At 52.4% G+C, this 14,824-nt stretch carries 18 protein-coding genes; 9 read left to right on the top strand and 9 right to left on the bottom strand.

Annotated features, from left to right (window positions below; all coding sequences use genetic code 11):
* Positions 1-213, bottom strand: a 213-nt coding sequence (locus tag Q394_RS20865; RefSeq protein ID WP_156946913.1) for a helix-turn-helix domain-containing protein, incomplete at its 3' end; no start/stop codon positions are given.
* 141 nt (positions 214-354) lie between these two features.
* On the opposite strand from Q394_RS20865, the gene Q394_RS0116390 reads away from it, so the two are divergent.
* Positions 355-867, top strand: coding sequence for a lipocalin family protein (locus tag Q394_RS0116390; RefSeq protein ID WP_028490207.1), 513 nt, complete (start codon positions 355-357; stop codon positions 865-867).
* On the opposite strand, the gene Q394_RS20860 is transcribed toward Q394_RS0116390, so the two are convergent.
* Complete coding sequence (locus Q394_RS20860; RefSeq protein ID WP_051543516.1) at positions 868-1,254, bottom strand: thiol-disulfide oxidoreductase DCC family protein; 387 nt, start codon at positions 1,252-1,254, stop codon at positions 868-870.
* Positions 1,255-1,407: 153 nt separating this feature from the next.
* Here Q394_RS20860 and Q394_RS0116380 point away from each other — a divergent pair, with 153 nt between their 5' ends.
* The 4 genes from Q394_RS0116380 to Q394_RS0116365 are packed head-to-tail and all read left to right on the top strand — an operon-like array spanning position 1,408 to position 3,579.
* Positions 1,408-1,869, top strand: a complete 462-nt coding sequence (locus tag Q394_RS0116380; RefSeq protein WP_028490206.1) for a DUF3429 domain-containing protein — start codon at positions 1,408-1,410, stop codon at positions 1,867-1,869.
* Positions 1,866-2,420, top strand: a complete 555-nt coding sequence (locus Q394_RS0116375) for a DUF924 family protein (protein ID WP_038141855.1) — start codon at positions 1,866-1,868, stop codon at positions 2,418-2,420. The genes Q394_RS0116380 and Q394_RS0116375 overlap by 4 nt, the downstream gene beginning before the upstream one ends.
* Entirely contained in the window at positions 2,417-3,163 is a 747-nt protein-coding gene (locus Q394_RS0116370) for an SDR family NAD(P)-dependent oxidoreductase (RefSeq protein ID WP_028490204.1), read from the top strand. Before Q394_RS0116375 ends, Q394_RS0116370 begins: the two co-directional genes overlap by 4 nt.
* Positions 3,163-3,579 (top strand): nuclear transport factor 2 family protein, encoded by a 417-nt coding sequence (locus Q394_RS0116365; protein WP_028490203.1) that lies wholly within the window; start codon positions 3,163-3,165, stop codon positions 3,577-3,579. The genes Q394_RS0116370 and Q394_RS0116365 overlap by 1 nt, the downstream gene beginning before the upstream one ends.
* Before the next feature lie 7 nt (positions 3,580-3,586).
* Here the strand turns inward: Q394_RS0116365 and Q394_RS0116360 are convergent, their stop codons facing one another.
* The 7 genes from Q394_RS0116360 to Q394_RS0116330 all read right to left on the bottom strand — a co-directional run bounded on the left by Q394_RS0116360 (position 3,587) and on the right by Q394_RS0116330 (position 9,793).
* Positions 3,587-4,033, bottom strand: coding sequence for a PAS domain S-box protein (locus tag Q394_RS0116360; protein ID WP_028490202.1), 447 nt, complete (start codon positions 4,031-4,033; stop codon positions 3,587-3,589).
* 74 nt (positions 4,034-4,107) lie between these two features.
* The gene (locus tag Q394_RS0116355) at positions 4,108-4,641 is read right to left on the bottom strand and encodes a chalcone isomerase family protein (protein WP_028490201.1); all 534 of its coding nucleotides are present in this window, start codon (positions 4,639-4,641) and stop codon (positions 4,108-4,110) included.
* Between the two features lie 15 nt (positions 4,642-4,656).
* Positions 4,657-5,127, bottom strand: coding sequence for a DUF3833 domain-containing protein (locus Q394_RS0116350; protein ID WP_028490200.1), 471 nt, complete (start codon positions 5,125-5,127; stop codon positions 4,657-4,659).
* Positions 5,117-6,478: an MFS transporter gene (locus tag Q394_RS0116345; RefSeq protein ID WP_028490199.1), complete on the bottom strand. Its 1,362-nt coding sequence runs from the start codon at positions 6,476-6,478 to the stop codon at positions 5,117-5,119. Before Q394_RS0116345 ends, Q394_RS0116350 begins: the two co-directional genes overlap by 11 nt.
* Entirely contained in the window at positions 6,475-7,695 is a 1,221-nt protein-coding gene (locus tag Q394_RS0116340) for an SAM-dependent methyltransferase (protein WP_028490198.1), read from the bottom strand. The genes Q394_RS0116345 and Q394_RS0116340 overlap by 4 nt, the downstream gene beginning before the upstream one ends.
* A complete protein-coding gene (locus Q394_RS0116335) occupies positions 7,695-8,462 on the bottom strand; it encodes a DUF1365 domain-containing protein (RefSeq protein ID WP_028490197.1) in 768 nt (255 codons plus the stop codon). Before Q394_RS0116335 ends, Q394_RS0116340 begins: the two co-directional genes overlap by 1 nt.
* The gene (locus tag Q394_RS0116330; RefSeq protein ID WP_028490196.1) at positions 8,459-9,793 is read right to left on the bottom strand and encodes an NAD(P)/FAD-dependent oxidoreductase; all 1,335 of its coding nucleotides are present in this window, start codon (positions 9,791-9,793) and stop codon (positions 8,459-8,461) included. Before Q394_RS0116330 ends, Q394_RS0116335 begins: the two co-directional genes overlap by 4 nt.
* Positions 9,794-9,970: 177 nt before the next feature.
* Here Q394_RS0116330 and Q394_RS0116325 point away from each other — a divergent pair, with 177 nt between their 5' ends.
* The 4 genes from Q394_RS0116325 to Q394_RS23140 all read left to right on the top strand — a co-directional run.
* Positions 9,971-12,712 (top strand): type I restriction-modification system subunit M, encoded by a 2,742-nt coding sequence (locus Q394_RS0116325; protein ID WP_028490195.1) that lies wholly within the window; start codon positions 9,971-9,973, stop codon positions 12,710-12,712.
* A 294-nt stretch (positions 12,713-13,006) separates the two neighbouring features.
* Positions 13,007-14,326 carry a restriction endonuclease subunit S gene (locus Q394_RS0116315; protein ID WP_028490193.1) on the top strand — a complete coding sequence of 440 codons (1,320 nt, stop codon included), beginning with the start codon at positions 13,007-13,009 and terminating at the stop codon, positions 14,324-14,326.
* Positions 14,323-14,649, top strand: coding sequence for a DUF1016 N-terminal domain-containing protein (locus Q394_RS20855; protein WP_038141854.1), 327 nt, complete (start codon positions 14,323-14,325; stop codon positions 14,647-14,649). Before Q394_RS0116315 ends, Q394_RS20855 begins: the two co-directional genes overlap by 4 nt.
* 93 nt (positions 14,650-14,742) lie before the next feature.
* Positions 14,743-14,824: transposase (locus tag Q394_RS23140; protein ID WP_211248793.1), on the top strand; the 82-nt coding region annotated here is incomplete at its 3' end.

Genomic DNA, 14,824 nt, shown 5'->3' with positions numbered 1-14,824 from the left:
CAGGAAAGTAGCTTCAGGCAGTTTTTTGATGGCAGTCAGTTGGGAACTCGCTTTCGTGTACCCAACTTTTTCCTGAGCCTGATAGTAGGCATCCGTGCGGTAACGCAAGATGCTGTTGTAAACGTAGCGCACACAACCGAACGTCTGAGCCAGCAACGTTTCTTGTTGTTGGTCTGGGTAGAATCGGAATTGGTAGGCGCGTTTAGTTTTCATTATTCACAAAATATCGTATATTTCGTGAAGAGTCAACAACCGAAGATAGCAAACCAAACGGAGGAGCGAGAAGAGGGTCGGCTGTCGCCGACGCGCTATCCCTCCCCATGCCTAAAGGCTGGGGTATCTCGCGCACGACTGATGAAAAAATTATTGGTGTTGATGCTGGCCTGGTTGTTGGCTGGTTGCGTGGGTGTTCCTGAGGGGATTACCCCGGTAGCGGGCTTTCAGGTCGATCGTTATCTGGGGCGGTGGTATGAAGTTGCCCGCCTTGACCATTCCTTTGAGCGCGGTCTGGAGCAGGTGACAGCAGAATACAGTCCGCGCGAGGATGGTACTATTCGTGTCCTCAACCGGGGGTACAATACCAACAAACAGACGTGGGAAGAGGCGGAGGGTCGCGCCAAATTCGTGGGATCGAAAGACGTGGGGCAGCTAAAAGTATCGTTCTTTGGCCCCTTCTACGGCGGTTACAACATTGTGGAACTCGACCCGAATTACCAATACGTGATGATCGTTGGCAATGACCGCGATTACTTGTGGATTCTGTCACGCACGCCGCAACTGGATGCAGCCGTGCAACAGCGCTTGGTGGAAAAGGCCAAAAGCCTTGGGTTTGCCACCGACAAGCTGATTTACGTGAAGCAGGAATAACTACCCTTGATTATCCGTTGGTAAGCGCTTTTTCCCTGTCAGTGGTAAGCGGTAATACGCAAACAAGCGGTAGCCCCATTCCATGACAGGGATAAGCAAGGGCACGCGCTCTACGATGGTGGCGAGGCGGCGGTAATAGGGAAGTTGTTTCCATACGGCCAGAAATCCGCGCACGCCGGTTTGCATGTGCTGTTGGGTGTCGATCACGTGAATCCGCGCCATGGCTTGTTGGTAGGTGATGCCTGCCGCCGCTAAGGCGTCGTGGTCTTTGGTAATGTCGACCCACTGAATGTTGCCTGCGGTGTCGAGTTTTTTCATGCCGTTGATTTCGAGGTTGCAAATCGGGCATTCGCCATCGTGGAAACAGGTTACTTTCGAGGTGTTCATGGTGTATAGCCTTGTGGGTAAACAGAGTGTGGTCAGCATTCCGCATGGCGGGGGCTTTTTCAATTACTCACCGTGGTTATCCGGTTTCTCTACAATAGCCGTACACAGACTACAATCTTGTCTATGACCGACAAATCAGAAAAGGAGATTCCCATGTACCCGAAACGTCCCTTGCCCAAATTGATGTGGTGGTTAGGTTACGGCGGTTTGTTGCCGTTTGCTGTGCTGAGCGTGGCTTTGTTGTTGGGGTCTAGCTTGCCTTGGCTGGAAAATGTGCGGCTGGATTGGTGGCTGGCTGCGTATGCGGCAATTATCCTGAGCTTTCTCGGGGCGGTGCATTGGGGCGTGGCGCTGGGGATGCAGGATAAGCTGGATGAGCATGATCTGGGCAAGTTATTGCTGTTTAGCGTTGTGCCGAGTGTGTTGGCGTGGTTTTCTTTGTTGCTGCCGATTAAATGGGCGTTGTTCTTGTTGGCGGGGTTAGTGGTGTTGGCTTATATCGTCGATTCGCTGCTGCTGTTTAAGCGCTTGTCGGCGGACTACGGGAAAATGCGTTTGCATTTGACGGTGATTGTGGTGCTGCTATTGGTCGCAGCGGGAGTGGCAGTCTCATGACAAGCAAGATTACGCCTGCCGATATTCTGGATTTTTGGTACAAGCCGCCAATGTCTGAGCAGTGGTTTGCCTCCACCCCGGCGATTGATGCGGATATTTTGGCGCGTTACGAAGCCTTGTGGGCAAGCGCCGCCGCTGGTGAATGGGGTGCGTGGCGCGACAGTGCCGAGGGTTGCCTTGCCTTGTGTATCGTGCTCGATCAGTTTCCCTTAAACATGTTTCGCGGGGAGGCTCGCAGTTTTTCCACGGAACAGCAAGCGGTTGCCATTACTAAACACGCGGTTAAGCAAGGTTTCGATCAGCGGTTACCCAAAGATAGGCTGGCGTTTTTGTACATGCCTTTGATGCACAGCGAACATCTGGCGGATCAGGATGAGTCAGTACGTTTGTTTGATGCCAGCGGGCTGGAAGGCAATGCGCAGTTTGCCCGCCATCACCGTGAGATTGTGCGGCGCTTTGGGCGTTTTCCACATCGTAATGCCGCGCTGGGGCGGGTAAGTACGGCAGATGAATTGGCTTATTTGGCTTCCAAAGAGGCATTTACCGGATGAAATCATCTCCTTCTGTCGCGTGGTTGGTGGGCGCAAGTTCCGGTATCGGGCAAGCGTTGGCGTTCCAGTTGGCGCAAGCGGGCTGGCAAGTGGCGATTAGCGCCCGGCGGCTGGGTGCGTTACAGGCGATGCAGGCGCAACACCCGGCCTTGCACCCTTACACGGTGGATGTGACCGATGTGCCGAGCCTGCATGAAGCGGCAGCGGCGATTACCCGCGAGTTGGGCGAGATTGAGCTGTGCGTGTTGAATGCGGGGGATTACACCCCGATGCCCTTGGCTGATTTCAATATCGAGCTGTTCCGCAAGCTGTGTGACATCAATTATCTGGGGGCGGTGAACGGGCTGGATGCGATCATGCCGCTGATGTTGGCGCGGGGGCGCGGGCAAATCTTGCTAACGGCGAGCGTTGCCGGGTATCGGGGTTTGCCGAAATCTGCGCCGTACAGTGCCAGCAAGGCGGCGGTGATTAGCCTTGCGGAATCGCTGCATCTGGAATTGAAGGCGCGGGGCGTGCTGTTGCGGGTGGTTAACCCCGGTTTTGTACGTTCGCCGCTGACGGATAAAAATGCTTTCAAGATGCCGTTTTTGCTGGAGCCTGATGAGGCCGCGCAAGCCATTATGCGCGATTTGCCCCGCCGTAATTTTGAAATTGCCTTCCCGAAACGCTTTGTTTACCTGCTGAAAGTGCTGCGGTTGTTGCCGTATTGGTTGTATTTCAAGCTGACCAAGGGGGCGCTGTAATGGGGCATGTGGAACATTATTTGCAAACCTTCACGAGCTTGACGCCGGATGGCTTGGAACGTTTGGCGGAGATTTTTGCGGCGGATGCGCGTTTCAAAGACCCGTTCAACGATGTGCACGGGTTAGCAGCGATTACACGGATTTTTGAACACATGTTTGCGACTACCCGCGATTCCCGCTTTGTCATCAGCGACCATGCGGTGACGGGGGATACGTTATTTATCCGCTGGGATTACCATTTTCAGACCTTGAAGGGTGAGGCATGGGAAATCCCCGGTACGAGTGTGGTGCGTTTCAATGCAGAAGGCTTGGCGCTGGAGCATGTGGATTATTGGGATCCGGCAGAGCATGTTTACAGCAAATTGCCGGTACTGGGATGGCTGATGCGTTGGTTGCGGGGTAAGTTGCAGGCGTAAAGGCAGATCAGGATTCCAGTTCTGCCAGGCGTGCTTGTAAGCGTGCGAGTTCTTCTTGTAAAGCAATGGTTTGGGTAACGTCTTTTTGTACGCCAATGTAATACATCACACCCTCTTCACGGTCGAAGTAGGGGCTAATGGTCAGGTCATTCCAGAACAGCGTGCCGTCTTTGCGGTAATTGCGTAACACAACCCGTACCGATTGTTCCTGTTCAATCGCGGTGCGAATTTTCAGGAGTTCGGGCTGCTCGTGGTCAGCGTTTTGCAGGAAACGGCAGTCTTTGTACAGGCACTCATCAGACGTATAACCCGTCAATTCCTCAAAGGCGCGATTCACGTACAGCAAAATGGTGTCATTACCCTCGCGCTCAGCAATGGTGATGCCGTGTTCGGCATGATCAATCAGCGCCTGTAAGAGTTCTGGGCGGATTGTGGTGGTGAGTGTTTCAGCCATTGGGTGGAATCCTGCGAAGTGTAACATCCCTTATTGTAAGTGGAGTTAGTCGAAACGGCTAGTACACTGTTTACTCACAATCCCTTCAGTAAACTTTCCCGCAACGCCTGTGTAATCGGCTGTTTCTCACCTAGCCAAATCCCAAAATACACGTTGGCAAATTCGGCTGATTTCACGCTGGTCAGCGGTTTGTCATTCAGCAGCAAGCGGGTGGTTTGTTGCTTGGCGTCGTAACACATTTGGTAAATGTCGCCTACTTTCACATCCTGATAAGCATTGTGTAATTGTGCAAGTTGGGGATTGATGCTTTGCAAGGTGGCAGTGTCATGCTGGCGTTTGAGGATAGTATCGGCGGCCAGCGCGAATTTGTCTGCGCTTAAATCTACCGCGTAATCCAGCGTCAGGCAGCGTGATACATCGGCCTCCAGCACATTGGTACGGGTCGCATTGTTGCCGACTGCCAAGCTGGCGTTATAAACCTTGATCACGCTCAGGTAAAACGCATCGCCCTGACCCACGGTTTTCAAACCCGCCGGGAGCTTTGCCATAACGCTGAGTGGGGCTAGTAATAACGTCGTCAGCAGTAGTATGGACGTCAGTGTGTGCATGGGTTGTCTCCTGTTCTAACGTTTCTGGAATGAGATGGTGACTTCACCCAGAGTAATGCCGAATTTGCTCATTTTTGCGCGGTTCAACATCACGCCATCGGGCTGCATGTACATCCAGTCATCGAAGCTGACTTGCCAGACTTTGCCATCCACCGGCAGTTTCAGGTCATACGCCCAGTTCAGTGTATTGCCGTAAGTCACGCCTTTGGCTTCGCCCACCACGTCATCGGCACGCCCAGTGTAATGGTGTTCGTCCGTTTTGCGGATGCGCCAGATTCGTTGGGATTTTTCGCCATCGTTCCAGACAAAATTTTCCGTCATGACCAACTCGCCGTTGTTGTCGATGACACCGTTAATGTCGACCACGAACTGGCGTTTGAGCGCACCACCGCGATCCTGAAACACGCCCCAGCCTCGGGTATTCCCCTGAAAGTACTGAAACAGGTCAAAGCGCGGTGTAAAACTCGCGTAGTCTTCAATCTTCATGCTGCTGCACCCGCTCACGATGAAGAGCAGAAGGGTAAGCAGAATAGAGCGCATTCGCATAACTCATCTCCCAATAATCCCGAAAATCAACTTCACTAAAAGGGAAGTGCCACATCCGCCAAATCACCCAGCTTTTCAGCAGCACTGGCAGCCCGGCGTAGAGCAACGCCATTCCCCACAAGGTCGTGCGGGTTTGCGTGGCGGCATCTTGTACAAACCCCGCCCAATCCAGCAGCGGAAAGGCAATGCCCACCGCCAAAGCCAGCGCCAGCTTGGTCAACAAGCCCCACAAACCGAACAGCAAGCCCGTATTCGGGTTGCCCTGATGCTGCATTTGCTGGGCAATATCCGCCTGCATCGAGGCGGGCAATGCCACATCAGCCCCCAGTGCCAGCCCGCTGACCGCACAAATCACCATGAACCAGCCCGCATCGCCTGCCCCTAAAAACGGCACAAACGCAAACGCGGCGACCGATAAAATAAGCGCCAATGCCCATGCTCGACTTTTGTCGAGGCGTTTGGCTAACCACAACCACAGCGGCAGACCAAGAACACCGCTGAGAAAGTAAACCATCAGCAACACACCCACTTGTTCCGGGGTTTGCAGCACATGCGTCACAAACAGGATGAACAAGGTGGCGGGTAAGGCATTGGCTAAACTGTTAATAAAGTAAGCGGGCAACAATTGGCGTATCGCTGGATGTGCGGAAAGGATGTTGCCCACCTTGCGCAAAGGCGCGAACCGACGTTCCTGGCGGCGTTCCACCAGCCACACCAAGGCCGGTAATAAGCTCAGGGGTAACAAAAACCACAGGAGGTTGGCCAGCGTCCCCAAGGTAGTCGCTGCCTCCGGTGATCCTGTTAGGAACGGTAAACTGATCACCACCACCGTACCGAGAATGGCAAAGCCCTCGCGGCTGGCGGACAAGGCGCTCTTGCCGTGGTAATCGCGGGTCATTTCCGCGCCCCACGCCTGCCAAGGGATACTGACCAGCGTCCAGCCCATATAGGTGATGAATGACCACAAGAACAGGTAAAACCCGTCAACTTTACCCGTGGGGCGCAGCAAGTATTCCAGCCCCACCAGTAACAACGGTGTACCCAGCAGCATAAACAATTTACGCCGCCCGATACGGCTGTGCACCTTGTCATTCAACCAGCCGATCAGCGGGTCGGTGAGCACATCCAGCCCGCGTGCTGCCAGCAAGGCCATGCCCACCACCGTCAGGGAAAGCCCCAGACTTTGCGCATAAAACGACGGTAAATACACATACAACGGCAAGCCCAACATCGCCAGCGGCAGCCCCGGCAAACCGTAAAACAACAACTGGCGATAATGGGCGGCGTTCATGCGTGTGGTTTCTCCAAGGTCAACTGGATTACGTCAATGCGCCCCTCGTTGAAACCAGCTTCGCAATAGGCGAGGTAATAACGCCACAAGCGTTCAAAGCGTTGGTCATACCCCAGCGGGCGCAGGGCAGGCAGGGCAGCGCTGAAACGCTTGTCCCATTCCGCCAGCGTACGCGCATAGTCTGCACCAAAACCAATGTGGTTGATTTGTTTAAGGTTACTCTCAGTAACCAGTGCATCCAGTTTGGCAGGGCAAGGCAACATGCCACCGGGGAAGACGTAACGTTGGATAAAATCCGGGCGGGCGCGGTAAGTTTCAAACCATTCGTCGCCGATGGTGATGATTTGTAGCACGGCGCGGCCACCCGGTTTCAGGCTGCGTTGCAGGGTGTCGAAATAGGTTTGCCAATATTCTTCGCCGACCGCTTCAAACATTTCGATGGACACAATGTGGTCGTAAGTGCCTTCCAGGTGGCGGTAATCGCGCAGCTCCAGGTGGGTCTGCTCGCCAAAGCGGGCGAGGCGTTGTTGCGCCCACGCGAGTTGTTCGCTGGAAAGGGTAATGCCGTGCACCTTGCAACCGGCTTCTGCGGCAACTTCGGCGAAACCGCCCCAACCGCAGCCGATTTCGAGGATACTTTGCCCCGGCTGTACCTGCAATTCATCGAGGATGCGCTGGTATTTGGCGTGTTGTGCCTGTTCCAGTGACATCTCCGGTGAGGTGTACAGTGCAGACGAATAGGTCATGCCGCTATCCAGCCATTCGCGGTAGAAATCGTTGCCCATGTCGTAGTGGTGGGCAATGTTCTTGCGGCTGTTTTTGACGCTGTTGCGGCGTAGTTGGTGCAACCACTTGGTGGGCAGGCGTAACCATTGCCCGCGAGCATCCAGCGTTGTACCGATCTTGTGCCAGTTTTGTACCAGTAAGGTCAGCAAATCGGCGGGGTGATCACTCGACCAGTCACCGCTTAGGTAGGCTTGCCCGAAACCTAAATCGCCTTTGGTCAGGCATTTCCACGCCAAGCGCATCGGGTGATGGATATGGATGGTGGCGTGGTATTCGTCAGTATCGCCGACCACGTAGCATTCCCCATCCAGATAGATCGTGAGTTTGCCGTGGCGGATGCGTGCTAATACCGACATTAACCAACGCTTGAAGGCGGGCAAGTGCTCAAAGTTTGGGGCAAGCGGGGTTGTCAGGGTGTTTTCTAGATTCATTAGCTGACCTCCTCGGTCGGTAGGGGTGGCTTGCGGTGAAATTTTCCGCCTTTACGCCAGATTTTGAGTGCTTGCCAGTGGATCAAGACCATGATTTTCAAGGTCATGAAGGGGATGCTCGCAAACTGGCGGAGTAAAACGCCTGCCGTCAAGGGCAGGCGTGTGCCTTTCTGCGTGGCTACCAGCATCAGATCGTCGCCCTCGTATTCGTGGATCACGATATTGAGCTTTTCACCGGGTTGGTGGATGAAAAACTCATAGCGTGCCTGCATCCCGATGAAGGGGGAGACGTGGAAACTCTTCTGCTTGGCGCCAGTCACGATGGGAGCAAGCGCCTGATTGTGCCGATGTAGCAGGTAGTGGTGGTGCTCACCGAAGGTATTGCGTACTTCGCAAATCACCGCCTGTAAGTCACCATTAGCCGCGTAACAAAACCACAAACTCAGTGGGTTGAACCCATACCCCAAGATACGTGGGAAACACAGCAACTGGATTCGGCCATCAGCAGAAAAAATGCCATTTTGTTGTAAAAGCTGTTGCGCCCACGCACGCCAGGGGCTGCCATCGCGTGCGCCGTGGTCGCGCTGGTACAAGCTGAACAAGTTGAAACGGTTAATGGAAAACAGTGGGTTACGCCCCACTTCGTCGAGCCGGTCGATGTCGACCAGCAAACTAAAAACGCGATAGCTGAAACGGTAACGGACAGGAAAACGCCGACTGTGCATCACTGTGGAGGGGAAGATAGCAGCAGCCTCTAACGTGTTCATGGCGTTACCGCCCCAGCCACCGCTATGGGGAGCACAGGTTGAGGAGTCGTCTCCTGTGCGTTGACCCAAACCGGGGTAATGCCGAAGTCTTTGCAGATGTTCACCGCAGAGGCGAGGGCATCTTCATGGAAACCGTAGCGGTGGTAACTGCCACAGAACCAGGAATGTTGTTGACCTTGCAGGCTGGCAAGCTGGGGTTGCGCGTTCATGGCCGCCTGATCGAAGACCGGGTGTTCGTAAGTCATTTCGGCAATGATGTGTTCGTCACGCGGCAATTCATACGGGTTGAGGGTGACGAAATAATCCTTGGGGGTGTTCAACCCTTGCAGCTTGTTCATCCAGTAGCTAGCGGTCATTTGCTGGCGTGCGGCTGGCTGGCTGGTGGCGAGGTAATTCCACGACGACCAGACTTTGTGGTTCAGCGGCATCAGTTTGGCGTCGGTGTGCAGGTAGGTCTGGTTTTTTTCGTAGTGGAAGCAGCCGAGGATGCGCTGTTCTTCGGGTGTGGGTTGTGCCAGCAGTGCCAGCGCTTCATCGGCGTGGCAGGCAAAAATCACCGCATCAAAGTCGTGCTTTTCGGTTTCAGTGAACACGCTGGCTTGGGTGGCAGAACGTTCTACGCGCACTGCACCCGTTTGCAAGGTGATCTTGTCGCCCATTTCCGTGAGGAGTTTGCGCACGTAAAAAGAACTTCCTCCGCAAACTGTTCGCCATTGGGGACGGTTACGGAGATCAATCAAACCGTGGTTGGCGAAGAAGCGGAGGAAGCTGAGCGCAGGAAACTTCAGCATGGTATCGACCGGGCATGACCAAATGGCTGCCCCCATCGGCAATAGGTAATGTTCGCGCATGTCGCGGGAAAACTGGTGGGCATCCAGCATCTCGCCCAGACTCATGTCGGGAACGGCGGTCGGGTTGGCCAGTAATTGATGCGCGATTTTGTTGAAACGCATGATTTCCGCCAGCAAGCGCCAGTGACGTGGGCGGAACAGATTCTTACGTTGCGCAAACAGGGTGTCGAAGCTCGAACCGGAATACTCCAGCTCCCCCTGATTCAGTGAAAACGCGAAAGACATATCGGTGTCGCGGGTGGCAACGCCCAGTTGCGCGAACAAGCCGATCAGATTGGGGTAATTACGGTCGTTGTAGACGATGAAGCCAGTGTCGACCGGAACGTTGCCAGCCTGTTCGGGTACGTCGATGGTGTGGGTATGCCCGCCAATGTAGCTATTCTTTTCAAACAGCGTGACGTTGTACTGCTTGTGCAATAGCCATGCGGATGCAAGTCCTGTTATACCTGAACCGATGATGGCAATGTTTTTTCTGTACATATCCGCGTTTTCCTTTGTCATAACTTGTACCTTACCTATACGGCTGAGTATGCGTTATGGATGTAGGAAATTGCTAAAAAGCGAATCTTTTGTGGGGTTATCTTCGCAAATGAGCCATAAACAAGGCGCTGTCAAACCGCTATACTCCTTCCTCTCTCATCATTGTGCAGGACTGGCATGGCTATCAAGAAAACCGAACTCTACCGCTCCCTGTGGGAAAGCTGCGATGTGTTGCGCGGCAGCATGGACGCTTCCCAATACAAGGATTACATCCTCACCTTGTTGTTTGTGAAATACGTATCCGACAAGGCGGGGCAGGCAGATTCGTTGATTGATGTGCCGGAAGGGGCTTCCTTCGCCGATATGGTCAAGCTCAAGGGCAAGCCCCATATTGGCGAGGGCGTGCAGAAGGTCATTGACAAGCTCGCTGAGGAAAACCACCTCAAGCGCGTTATTAATAACGCCGACTTCAACAACCCCGACAAGTTGGGCAGCGGTAAGGACATGATCGACCGCCTGAGCAAGCTGATCGGTATTTTTGAAGGCTTGGTATTGGGTGGCAACCGCGCTACCGATGACGATTTGCTCGGTGATGCGTATGAATACCTGATGCGCCACTTTGCGGTGCAGTCCGGCAAGAGCAAGGGGCAATTCTATACACCGTCCGAAGTGTCGCAGGTGTTGGCCAAGATTATCGGCATTACGCCACATACGACTCAGGACAAAACCGTGTATGACCCGACTTGCGGCTCAGGCTCTTTGTTGCTGAAAGTGGCTGATCAAGCTCCGAATGGGCTGACGCTGTACGGGCAGGAAAATGACAACGCCACCACCGCGTTGGCGAAGATGAACATGATCCTGCATGAAAATGCCGATGCTGACATCCAGCAGGGCAATACCTTAGCGAATCCGCTGTTTTTGACATCAGCCGATACGCTGGAAACCTTCGATTTCGTGGTGGCGAATCCGCCGTTTTCCAACAAGCAGTGGACTAACGGGGTGAATGTCGAGGAAGACCCGTTCGGGCGCTTTGAGTATGGCGTGCCACCTTCCAAAAACGGCGATTATGCGTTTCTGCTGCACATCCTCAAATCCATGAAAAGCACAGGAAAGGCGGCGGTGATCTTGCCGCACGGCGTGTTGTTCCGGGGTAATGCCGAGGCGGATATTCGCCAAAATCTGATTCGGCAGGGCTATATCAAGGGCATTATCGGTTTGCCTGCCAACCTGTTTTATGGCACGGGGATTCCGGCCTGCATTATTGTGCTGGACAAGGAAGATGCCCACGCCCGCAAAGGCATTTTCATGGTGGATGCCAGCAAGGGCTTTATCAAGGACGGCAACAAGAACCGCCTGCGTAGTCAGGATATTCACCAGATGGTGGATGTGTTCACCAAGCAATTAGAAGTGGCGCGGTATAGCCGCATGGTGACGTTGGCGGAGATTGCGGGGAATGGCTATAACCTGAATATTCCGCGTTATATTGATGCTTCCGAGCCGGAAGACATTCATGATCTTGACGCGCATTTGAACGGCGGTATCCCGCAGCGTGATCTGGATTTGCTGGAACATTATTGGCGGCAATTTCCGAGCTTGCGTAAACAGCTTTTTCAGGCGGATGCCCAACGCCCGACCTATTTCCAGAGCCAGTGTGCTGCCAAGGATTTTAAGCGCACGATGCTGGTGGGTGAGGAGTATCAGGCATTTGCGGATCAGGCGATGCAGCGTTTCACAGCATGGCGGGAGCGGCATGTGGAGGGTTTGAAAGCCTTGTCGCAGGGGGTCAAGCCTAAAGACAAAATCCGTGAATTGTCCGAAGATTTATTGCTGACGTTTACGGGTGCGCCGTTGCTGGACAAGTACGCGGTTTACCAGATTTTGATGGATTACTGGGCGGAAACCTTCCAAGACGATGTGTACATGGTCGCGCTAGAAGGCTGGTCGCCGCCTGCATTGGTACGTCTGGTGCGTAAAGATGATAAGGATAAGGATGTCGAAAAGCCGGATTTGGTGGTGGGCAGCGGTAAAAGTGCGCAAAAGTTTAAGATGGACTTTATCGCGCCTGCGTTAGTGATTGAGCACTATTTTGCGGTTGGACAGGCGGCGCTGGATGCCTTGCAACAGGTGCAGGATGAGGCGACGCAAGCCCTCACTGAGCATCAGGAGGAGCATGGCGGGGAAGACGGCGTACTGAAGGATGTCAGCAATAAAGCCGAGGCTGAAAAAGAGCTGGCGGATACTGAGGATTTGGCGTGGAAAGCTTTCGACAAAGCGGGTTTTGCGCAGTACGACAGCCAGCGTAAAGCGTTGGATGCTGCGGAAAATCGCATCCGGGCGTTGGATGATGAGCCGGTGCTGGCGGACTTCAAAAATGCCAAGGGCAAAATTGCCGTCAAGGATGTGAAAGAGCGGCTGACGGATAGCTACACTCCGGCGGAAAATCGTGTGCTGGATGATTATCTGCGGAAACTGGCTGAGGCAGCAACGGCGCGTAAAACCTTGAAGCAGCAGCGTGAAGACTGGCAAACCTTGTTCGAGATGCACCGGATTTCGCACCCTTCCGCCGAGTATGTCGCCGAGATTGAAATCATTGAAACGTGGCTAACCTTGTTGGAAGCGGAGGGGCAAGCCAAAAAAGCGGTCAAAGAAGCGCAGGAAAAGCTCAATCAGCAAGTGCTGGAGCAATACGGCAAGCTGGATGAGTTTGATATGAAGGTGCTGATGGTCGACAAAAAGTGGCTGGCAACGCTGGAAGCGCGGGTACGCTCTGACATCGAACGCATGATTCAGCAATTCGCCAACCGTTTGAAGCAACTGCATGAGCGTTACGCGCAACCGTTGCCGACGTTGGAGCAACAAACTGCCGCACTCAGTGCTACGGTTGCCAAGCACCTGAAAGCGATGGGGTTGAAGGCATGAATCACGCTAAGCAAACACGCAACACTGGATTCTTATTAAATAATTTGCCAATATTTTTAATAGTTGAATTTCTTATTAAAGCCATTGGAAGAACAGCCCGTAGGGTGGGTGGAGGAACGATACTCGCTATTTCCACTGCATTCCCAATTCAAGACGCACTGCGTCTCGAATTGAGTGAATCATATTTTCTACTGCCGGAGATAAGTCAGACACTGCCTGACCGATCTTTTATGGTTATAAAGATTCAACAGACAGTGCCTGTTACATCTTTTCCTAGACTGACAGGGGGAAGCCATGAGTGAAATCAAAATTCCCGCAGGCTACAAACAAACCGAAGTCGGCCTCATCCCCGAAGACTGGGATGTTATTGAATTGGGGGCTTTGAATCCCTTTGTGACTAGTGGTTCACGTGGTTGGGCTGATTTCTATGCTGAATACGGTGATCCTTTCATTCGTATTACAAATCTTAATAGATTATCTATTGATATAGACTTAAGTAACCTAAAATGTGTTCGCTTACAGGGTGTTACATCAGAAGGTGTTAGAACATCACTTCATAATGGGGATGTTTTAATTTCAATTACGGCTGATATTGGCATAATTGGATATGTGGATGCTACACTTCCGAAGCCATCTTTTATTAATCAGCATATTGCACTGGTAAGATTTCCAGATAGCGTAGATTCAAAGTTCATTAGTTATTTTCTTGCAAGTGAAAATATCCAAAAAATATTTTTAGGCGCAACAGATCAGGGAGCAAAGGCAGGGCTTAATTTACCTTCAATAAGAAAAATTAAAATTGTAAATTTCAAGAAAAAAGAACAAACCGCTATCGCTACCGTTCTTTCTGATGTCGATGCCCTGATTGCGTCACTCAATGCCCAGATTGCCAAAAAACGCGATATAAAAACCGCTACCATGCAGCAGCTTTTGACGGGCAAGCAACGGCTGGCGGGGTTTGGCGAAGGGAAAGGCATGAAGTCGAGCGAGTTGGGGGAAATACCGGAGGATTGGGAGGTTGCTGCTATCGGTGATCTGGCTATTAAAGTTGGTAGCGGTATAACGCCTAAAGGTGGGTCTAATGTTTACACTCAGTCAGGCAGACCATTCGTTAGGAGTCAGAACATCGGTTGGGGAGTTCTGATTATTGATGATCTTGCTTACATTGATGAACAGACCCATGATTCATTCTCGGCGACAGAATTAAAGTGTGGTGATGTCTTATTAAATATTACAGGGGCATCTATTGGACGTAGTGCAATAGCAACAATTTTCCTTGATGGAGGAAATGTAAATCAGCATGTTTGTATTATTCGTGCTGCTGAAAATAAAGCTATACCAACAATTATTAATTATTTGCTGCTGTCACAGATGGGACAAGATCAGATAGCTAGTTTTCAATCAGGTGGAAACAGAGAGGGATTGAATTTCAAACAAATTCGCTCAATGCTTTTTGCGCTGCCCACAGAGATAGAAGAACAGGGGGCGATTGCGGGGGTGTTGTCGGCGATGGATGAGGAGATTGCGGCGTTGGAGCAGAGGCTGGCGAAGACCAAGGCGCTGAAGCAGGGGATGATGCAGGAGTTGCTGACGGGGAGGACGCGGCTGGTATGAACACACCACAACCCAATGGCTACCAAACATGGTTGACCGATCTCAAAACACACATCCAAACAGCCCAACAACGCGCCGCCCTTGCCGTCAATCAAGAGCTGCTCAAACTTTATTGGCACATCGGCAACGACATCCTGCAACGCCAACAACAACAAGGCTGGGGCAGCAAAATCATTGACCAACTCGCGCAAGACTTACGCCGCGCTTTTCCTGAAATCAAGGGATTCTCAGCGCGTAACCTCAAATACATGCGCCGCTTTGCCGATACATGGCGTGACCCTGAGACCCGCTGTGGTTATTCCACATTACCAAAATTCGCGTAATGCCCCTGCCTTTAGGCATGGGGATATAAGCGTCTTATGCTAAAAACAAAATACGTGCCGCACTAGATAGCTTAAGCCTGTATAATATTGCACATGGAAACAAATGGTAACATCGCTTTCGACTGTAAGTACCACGTTGTATGGTGTACTAAGTATCGCCGCAGGGTACTGTCAT

This window comes from Thiothrix lacustris DSM 21227 (genome assembly GCF_000621325.1).
In the GTDB taxonomy this organism is placed as follows: domain Bacteria; phylum Pseudomonadota; class Gammaproteobacteria; order Thiotrichales; family Thiotrichaceae; genus Thiothrix; species Thiothrix lacustris.
Note: the sequence above shows the minus strand (reverse complement) of the source record. Positions and strands in the feature narration are given on the sequence as shown.